The following is an 8235-nucleotide window of genomic DNA, read 5'->3' as shown; positions in this document are numbered from 1 at the left end:
ACGAGTACAACCATAGTTTTGTTTAAACATGACTTCTTGTTCAAGAGTTAAATGAAGCTTAACAACCACACCTCGAATATACTCACCCATAAATCTCATTCCTCCAGTCCATCATTATATACCATTTTCATTCATATCTAAAAAAAATGAAAAAAAACATCTACTCTTTTTTAAAACAACAATTAAAATCACATTTAATTGAATAATATATCATATATAATTACCCATATATAAAAAATAAGAGAGAGCATTTGAAAAGTAATCGAATAACGAACTCAGAGCAATTTTTCAAAACCAAAACAATTTTTCATAATCAAAGCAATTATTTAATAATCCAATAACAAAAAAGTATACTGAATAAAAAATTCATGACATAAAATAGCCTCAAAAAAACGCAAATAAAATTTTATAACAAAGTTGATTGAAAAGTACGCTTAAGTGGTAGAACTTTTTCGCGAGTTTCAATATAGCTAGGTTCATTAACTTCCTTTACATCATCACCATCATTAACTTCACCGATTAGCAAAGGTGAATCAGGATTATGCAACTTTTGGTTCTTTTTGACTAGCTTCATGTTGGTGTTTGCGTAGCAATATCTACAGCCATGCATGCAGGTGTTGTATGCTCCAATATCCCTTCCAAATATGCAGTTGCATTCACGGTTTTTGTATTTTCCTTTAGGCAATTTCAAATTATTTCCAATAGCTTTTTCAATCACATGCTGGGTCATGCATCCCGATGAGTCACAGCCGAACTGATCAAGCAGTGTTCCTTCAAGACATGTCCTGATTAAGATATCATTTTCACGGGCAATTCTTGAAAAATTCTCACCAATAATGAGCTGCTCTTCAGTGGTAACCTCATCTGCTTCGGGAAAATTCCTCAAAACCTTCTGATACAAATCAATAAAACTTATTGTGCAGTCATGAGTATAACCTGCCAGTTCAGATGAAATCTCCTCAAACTTGTCAATATGAAAATCCAAATCATATTTTTCAGTTATAAAAATAGGGTCATATCTCCAGGCAATGGCGTTTGTTCCTACATTTTCAGAGATTTTCCGGAATGTTTTAATAACCGATTTATAACCAGGAACATTGACTTCAACATCCCTGCCGTAGGGATTTATTGTTAAAAACCAGTACTGCTTATACTCAGACAGTTCATCCATGTGTTTAACCAATGGCTTCGGATTTTTAGAGCAGAAACACATGCAGTCAACATTTTTGGGAGAAAAAGTATATTTATAAATCTGGTCATTATAGGGATTTCTTGAGTAAACAAAACCTTCACTGACCCTATTTAGGAACCATTTGTGAAAAAAAGCTGGAATATCCGTTCTTGAACCAGTGTTAAGTATCATAAAAAAAGAAAAAGTAAAAGAGATTATAAATCTCTTCCGAAAATGTGTACAGCTGCAGTACCACCGGTACCACCAATGTTGTGAGTCATACCGATTTCTGCACCATCCACTTGTCTTCCGCCAGCTTCTCCTCTGAGCTGCCATACAACTTCAGCAGCCTGAGCGATACCAGTAGCACCTAATGGGTGTCCACGTGCTTTAAGACCACCTGAAGTGTTGATTGGGAAATCACCATCGATTTCAGTTTGACCTTCTTCAATAGCTATTCCCCCTTTACCTTTTTCAGCGAATCCTAAATCTTCAACAGCTAAAAGTCCGTTGATGGAGAAACAGTCGTGAACTTCAGTTAAATCAATATCTTTAGTAGTAACTCCTGCCATTTCATAAGCTTTTCTGGAAGCCACTTTTGTAGATTCAATGGTAGTGATATCTTTTCTGTCGTGTAATGTTAATGTTCCAGAAGCCTGTGCAGAAGCTTTTACATAAATTGGAGTGTCAGTGTATTTTTTTGCATCTTCAGCAGGCACCATTACAATTGCAGCTGCTCCGTCACTTACAGGAGAACAGTCAAGAAGTGTTAAAGGATCTGCTACCATGGTAGAGTTGATAACCTTATCAACGCTCACTTCAAATGGGAACTGAGCATTAGGGTTTTTGGATGCATTCTTATGGTTTACAACTGAAAACTGTGCAAGCTGTTCACGGGTAGTTCCGTATTCATACATGTGTCTTTTTGCAATCATTGCATATAATGACGGGAATGTAGCCCCTTGCTGTGCTTCCCATTCCTGATCGGATGCAGTAGCAATAGCCGGAGTAGCGTCAACGACATCTGTCATTTTTTCCACACCTGCAGAAATTACCACATCATGGAAACCTGATGCAACTGCCATGATTCCCTGTCTTAATGCCAAACCTCCTGATGCACAAGCAGCTTCAACTCTTGTAGCAGGTATTGGATTAAGACCTACATGGTCAGAAATAAGTGCTGCAATATGCTCTTGTTCTACAAATAATCCAGAGGACATATTTCCAACAAATAGTGCTTCAATAGCCGCACCGTCAATTTCAGCATCATTAATAGCTTTTACACCAGCTTCAGCAATCAAATCCCTAAAGGATTTATCCCATAATTCACCGAATTTTGTTTGTGAAACTCCTATAATCGCAACATCTCTCATTAAAAAGCCCCCTTACATTTTAATTTTACCTTTGAATTTAGCATAAACAGCATAATCAACATATGTCTTATCATCAATGATGTCCTGTGTTTTTGGAGCTAAATCTCTTCTTTCTTTAATTTCATCTTTAACAGTTATTGTAAAACCGTCACTTCCAGCACCTGAACCGTAGGAAATAACGAAAATATTATCGCCAGGTTCTGCAACATCCAAAATATTGGATAATGCCAATGGTACAGCACCTGAGTAGGTATTTCCAATATTAGGAGTTAAAAGACCCTGTTTGATTTGTTCAGATGTAAATCCTAATTTCTTACCTGCTCTAAGGTAGAATTTACCGTTAGGCTGGTGGAAACATGCATAATCATAATCTTCAGGTTTAGTATCTGTTTCTTCAAAAAGCATTTTTGCTGTGCTTAAAACATGTTTGAAGTAAGCAGGTTCACCAGTGAAACGTCCACCGTGTGAAGGATAGTCCTGACCTTCTCTTCTGTAGAAATCAGGAGTATCGGTTGTAAAACTGCATGTATGGTTAATGTCAGCTATTGTATTTTCTTTTCCGATAATATAAGCGGCACCACCGGCAGATGCAGTGTATTCTAAAGCATCCCCAGGAGCACCCTGTGAAGTATCAGCACCGATTGCTAAACCGTATTCAATCATTCCGGATTCTACAAGACCCATAGTCATCTGAATACCTGCAGTTCCAGCCTTACATGCGAATTCCAAATCCGCAGCAGTAAGCTTTGGAGTTGCGCAGACCGCTTCAGCAACAATGGAAGCAGTCGGTTTTACCGCATAAGGATGAGATTCGGAACCTACATAAACAGCACCGATTTTACTTGGATCAATTTGAGCTCTTGCTAGCGCATATCTAGCAGCAGTTACTGCAATAGTAGCAGTGTCTTCATCAGCAGAAGGTACGGACTTTTCATTAACAACCAATCCGTTTGATAAAGCTACTGGGTCATCTCCCCATACTTTAGCTATTTCTTCTACTTTAATTCTATAAGATGGCACATGTGCACCATATCCTACTATTCCTACCATTAAATCACCTTAAATAATAATCTTAAACGACATTAAAATTTAATTTAATTATAAATATTATATTTTTATTATTATATAAAACTAACTAAAAAATAGGTATTTTTTAAACAAAATAAGAATTTTAAAAAAAGAATTAATTTCAAGATGCAGTTGCCGGGATTCGAACCCGGGTTGTAGGCTTGGAAGGCCCAAGTAATAACCAGACTATACCACAACTGCATAAATATATAAAAAATGCGGCGTCCGGGATTTGAACCCGGGTCTCTAACGTGGCAGGCTAGAGTCTTAACCAGGCTGGACTAACACCGCATGAAAACTAACAACAAATAAACTTATGTTTTAATGATATATAAATGTTTGCATTTTTACAAATTTTTTAAATTGAAATATTAAAAAAAAATAATATTGATGAGATTAACCCATCAAAGAGCATGTTTAAATTTTACGTGCAGTAACACAAATCCAATCGTTTTCATCATTGATATAAGCTTTGAAATCCTTAAAACCAGTTTTTTCAAGAGATTCCTTCAATACTTCTTCAGAATAGATTTTCATATCAAGAAGTTCTACCAGATCATCATATTTTTCCATCTGACCTTCACGGTAAACCGCTTCATTGCAGAAAAATACAAGACCGTCCTTTTTAAGGACTCTGTTAACTTCTTTTAAGTCATTGATGAAATCCGGCCAGAAATATATTGTTTCAAATCCGGTTACAATGTCAAAGGTTTCATCATAAAATGGCATGTCTGAAACAGAACCCTGCAGAACATTGACAATTCCTTTGTCAATTGATTCCTGATTAAGTTTGGTGGATTTTTCAACGCTTACTTCAGAATAATCGATTCCGACTACTCTTCCGTTTTCGGAAATCTGCGCTGCAAATCTTTCGATATTTCTTCCACCTCCACAGCCGATATCAAGGATTTTGCTGTCTTCAGCTACTTCAAAATGGCTTACTCCCCATTGAGCCATGCTTTCATGGGATTTGTTCATCCTGTCAAGAATCTGATGGCCAAGCTCACCGACAGGTTTTCTTGCGTTTTTAATAAGTTCCTTATCTTCAATATGATGACCTGTATTTACCTTATCTTTATCACTCATATTATCACTTCTTCATTCCTTTACGTGTTTTGATAGCCTGACCTGTTTCAAACTGCTCTATTTCGCATGCTCCCAAAAGGGATTTTCCATAAGCTAAAAGTTTATCATCTTCATCAACAATCAGCACTTCATCCTTTGATCTAATGTTCTCATCACATTCAACTACAAATTTAGAGAATACGCTTTTACCATCAAGTGCAAATGGCACTGAATCCTCATTTACTACAACCCTGTTTTGAGGGAAAGGCATTGCAGCGTGAAGCCTTTTTGCACCTTCTTTTGAGAGGATTAAATAAGAATCTGATGCCCTCATATTGACAATTAATATTTTTCCGTCATAGATATGTCTGATTTTGCCTGTCTTTTTACTCTTTTCTATGTTAATGTTGCCTTTAAAGAGAGCTTCACCGGCACCCATACCGAACTGATAGTCTGCAATGGCTTTAACCTTTTTAACATCATCTTTGGTGTATCTTACATCACCTGAATAGAGGCTGTTTTCAGATACATCAATGTCATAGTCCCTGACAATTCTCTGATGGATTAAAACTTCATCATAGTATTCACCAAATTCATCTATGAAATCCTCAATAAACTCAATGCTGTCTACATCACGTGTTTTTGGAGCATCACTCTGGCTTAACGGATAAACTTCATCGATTTCAAGAGGTATGAGTCCGAACGGAATGTCCAGGACCATAAAGTCAGTGTTGTCCCCATCTATTTCATGCTCTTCGCCATATACATAAAATTCACCCAGTTTTCCTGAAATGAATTTGGAGTAAGGTTTTCTGGAAGGCGGCAGAATTACCAGATCTCTTTTTTTAGGCATTTCCCGCAGTTTCTGCATGTGTCTGCGTACTTCTGAACGACCTAATGATTCCGGACCTGTGTAGAAAAATGCTGACTTTTTGCTTCTAGGGTCGTATTTTTCCAAATCTTCAGAGTAGTTTGCGAGTTGTCTTACCGCTTCAAGAAGTGCAGGGTGAGCTCTGCAGCGCTCTTCAACAAGTTCCATCAGGTTTCCATCATATATTGCCTGTCTGATTAGTCTAAGCTCTGCAAAGGATACATGGAGGTTATGCTGAGCTATCAGGTCACGTCTTTCTTTTTTAGGCATTGCCCTTAAATCATCTGGAGTGTATTTGGTGCACACTTCACATGAACACGGCATTTCCTGAAGGTTTTCAAGCTTGAATGTTCCTCTGGTTGAAAGTAAGCGGTCATCTTCAGCATAAAGAATGTAGGCCGCTGAATCGAAAAGGTCACATCCCATTGCAACGCACAGTGCAAATATCATAGGATGTCCCGCTCCCATCAAATGGCGTGGAACGGTATCTGAAAGTTCCTTCATTGAGTTCATTACAACATCGACCAGGTCTTTGTAGTGATATGACTCCATTAAAGGAACGACTGCGCCGATAGGATATAAATCTGCATCTAAAGCAGACAATTCTTTTGCACACTGACGCCTTAAATCCAAATATGTTGAGCCCTGAACAACAGAGTTTAAAAGCATTTCAATATTGTTTTCTTTTTTAAACTGAACAGCTTCCTTTGCCCTTTCTATTGTGATTTCCAAATCACTTTCTGCCTTTTCACGGTCAACAAAAGGAGCTGTCGGAATATCAAGGCTTGTTCCGATATCAGTCCCGATAAGTTCCTGAAACTCGATGACTTCCTTGTTTGTGATTTCAACATCCCCGTAAACTGACAGCTGGAAAGATCCTGAATCTGTCATTACAGGACCGTCGAAATGTATCAGTTCATGAAGTCCCTTTTCCACAGCCTCTTTTTTGAGCTCTTCATCCTTGTAAATCAGGTATGCATTTGTAATTACAATATCCGCACCGTATTTGGCAACATCAATTGCCTGTTTTCGCGGATGAATAACCGGCATCAGTGCAGGAGTTTTAACATCACCATGTTTTGTTTTTAAAACTCCTACACGCCCCATATTATCTTTAGCTTTAATTTCAAACATTTAATTAACCTTACTTGTTTTTTTAAAATTAGAATTTAATTTAAAGTTTAAATTAGAAATTATATAAATTTTGCTTATTTTTAAAGTTAAAATTTAAGATATGAAAATTGCTTTCATTTATTTAAATTGTTTTAGATGCCTTAAATTGCCTTTAAATCGAACTAAACCATTTATATATTAGTTAAATTAAAATAATAAGTACAAATGATGTAATAAAACCATCATCATGGAGGAGATGTTGATGAGCATTGAAAACACCAAAAATCAAGACCTTTTCATCAAGGCATGCTTCATATATCTTTTGAACAATATCTTGAAGATTTTAGGTATTGATGAAGAAGTAATCGATACAATTCCTACAGAATAAATATCAGAAGACAAAAAGGAAAACTTTAAAATTTTAGATTCCCAGCTTGATTTTGCAGGTTTGACGGAATCCGGAAAGATAATTATTTTTGAGTTTAAAAAGAATACTTTGAGAACTAAAGATCTCAAACAGGTCTATGATTACTACCGTCAGGTATACTGCAAAGAAAAAACAGATGTTATTTCAATTATCATCGTTATTTCAAAATACGGCGAAATCTATGAGTACAGTGAACTGGATATAACGTTTCACCCTCAGATAATCAAGACCAAAGAAATTAACAAACAAGAAGATTTAAAAATTATTAGAGATAAATTTAGAAATAACCACAAATTAACATCAATGGAATGCACACTATTATCCACATTTCCATTATTTGACATTGGAGAAAGTGAAAGCCAAATAATTGAAGAAGTATGCACCAACATCAAAAACAAGAAACACTGCATTCCAAAAGAGGAAATGGAGCAAATAGTAAGGGGCATGTATCTAAACATACTGGAATACATTGACCCTGAAAAACAAGAAACATTAATGGAGATGATCAGCGTGGAAGACATCAAACAAAGAGGAGACTTTGCAAAAATAAGAAAAGCAAAAAGAGAAAACATTGAAAAAAGAGCTAAAAAAGAAATAATTGATTCATTATTAAAAAATTACCCCCTCAAAACAGTATCCGAAATGATAAACATCCCAATAAGCGAAATACGCAGCATAGTTAACAGCAAACCAGAATACTAAATCAATTTCAAGAAAACACCCCAAACCATCTCACATTAACCAACCACACAAATAATAAAAAGACAATTAAAAAAACATCAAAAGAAGAAACGAAACAAACTGCAAAAGGCATGTATCTAAACATACCATATACATTGACCCTGAAAAACAAGAAACATTAATGGAGATGATCGGCGTGGAAGACATCAAACAAAGAGGAGACTTTGCAAAAATAAGAAAAAAAGAAAGAGAAAACGGTAAAAAAGAAATAATTGATTCATTATTAAAAAATTACCCTCTCAAAACAGTTTCCGAAATGATAAACATCCCAATAAGCGAAATACGCAGCATAGTTAACACTGAAACAAAATACTAACTCAATATCACAAAACACATCAAACCATCACACATCAATCAATCGCATATCGCTGAAAAAATATTCATTTGAGGATATTATGAGTGATGA

8 protein-coding genes and 2 tRNA genes are annotated in these 8235 nt (G+C 36.0%); 3 read left to right on the top strand and 7 right to left on the bottom strand.

What is annotated here, in order from left to right:
* Positions 1-406: 406 nt before the first annotated feature.
* The 7 genes from QZN33_RS00720 to tgtA form a co-directional block, all read right to left on the bottom strand.
* Entirely contained in the window at positions 407-1363 is a 957-nt protein-coding gene (locus QZN33_RS00720) for a DUF1848 domain-containing protein (protein ID WP_296788393.1), read from the bottom strand.
* Between the two features lie 23 nt (positions 1364-1386).
* Positions 1387-2544, bottom strand: a complete 1158-nt coding sequence (locus QZN33_RS00715; RefSeq protein WP_296788390.1) for a thiolase domain-containing protein — start codon at positions 2542-2544, stop codon at positions 1387-1389.
* Between the two features lie 12 nt (positions 2545-2556).
* Positions 2557-3594 carry a hydroxymethylglutaryl-CoA synthase gene (locus QZN33_RS00710; protein ID WP_296788387.1) on the bottom strand — a complete coding sequence of 346 codons (1038 nt, stop codon included), beginning with the start codon at positions 3592-3594 and terminating at the stop codon, positions 2557-2559.
* Positions 3595-3739: 145 nt separating this feature from the next.
* Positions 3740-3813 (bottom strand) — tRNA-Gly (locus tag QZN33_RS00705).
* A 16-nt stretch (positions 3814-3829) separates the two neighbouring features.
* A tRNA-Gly gene (locus QZN33_RS00700) sits at positions 3830-3903 on the bottom strand.
* A gap of 126 nt (positions 3904-4029) precedes the next feature.
* Positions 4030-4698, bottom strand: a complete 669-nt coding sequence (locus QZN33_RS00695) for a class I SAM-dependent methyltransferase (RefSeq protein WP_296788384.1) — start codon at positions 4696-4698, stop codon at positions 4030-4032.
* A 4-nt stretch (positions 4699-4702) separates the two neighbouring features.
* Positions 4703-6682 carry a tRNA guanosine(15) transglycosylase TgtA gene (tgtA, locus tag QZN33_RS00690; RefSeq protein ID WP_296788381.1) on the bottom strand — a complete coding sequence of 660 codons (1980 nt, stop codon included), beginning with the start codon at positions 6680-6682 and terminating at the stop codon, positions 4703-4705.
* A 241-nt stretch (positions 6683-6923) separates the two neighbouring features.
* Here tgtA and QZN33_RS00685 point away from each other — a divergent pair, with 241 nt between their 5' ends.
* The 3 genes from QZN33_RS00685 (at position 6924) to QZN33_RS00675 (ending at position 8145) form a co-directional block, all read left to right on the top strand.
* A complete protein-coding gene (locus QZN33_RS00685; RefSeq protein ID WP_296788378.1) occupies positions 6924-7049 on the top strand; it encodes a hypothetical protein in 126 nt (41 codons plus the stop codon).
* Positions 7050-7157: 108 nt separating this feature from the next.
* Positions 7158-7790, top strand: a complete 633-nt coding sequence (locus QZN33_RS00680; RefSeq protein WP_296788375.1) for a hypothetical protein — start codon at positions 7158-7160, stop codon at positions 7788-7790.
* Between the two features lie 175 nt (positions 7791-7965).
* Entirely contained in the window at positions 7966-8145 is a 180-nt protein-coding gene (locus QZN33_RS00675) for a hypothetical protein (RefSeq protein ID WP_296788372.1), read from the top strand.
* Positions 8146-8235: the final 90 nt, after the last annotated feature.

It is taken from the genome of uncultured Methanobrevibacter sp., assembly GCF_900314615.1.
Lineage (GTDB): Archaea > Methanobacteriota > Methanobacteria > Methanobacteriales > Methanobacteriaceae > Methanocatella.
This window is presented reverse-complemented; position numbering and strand designations above follow the sequence as displayed.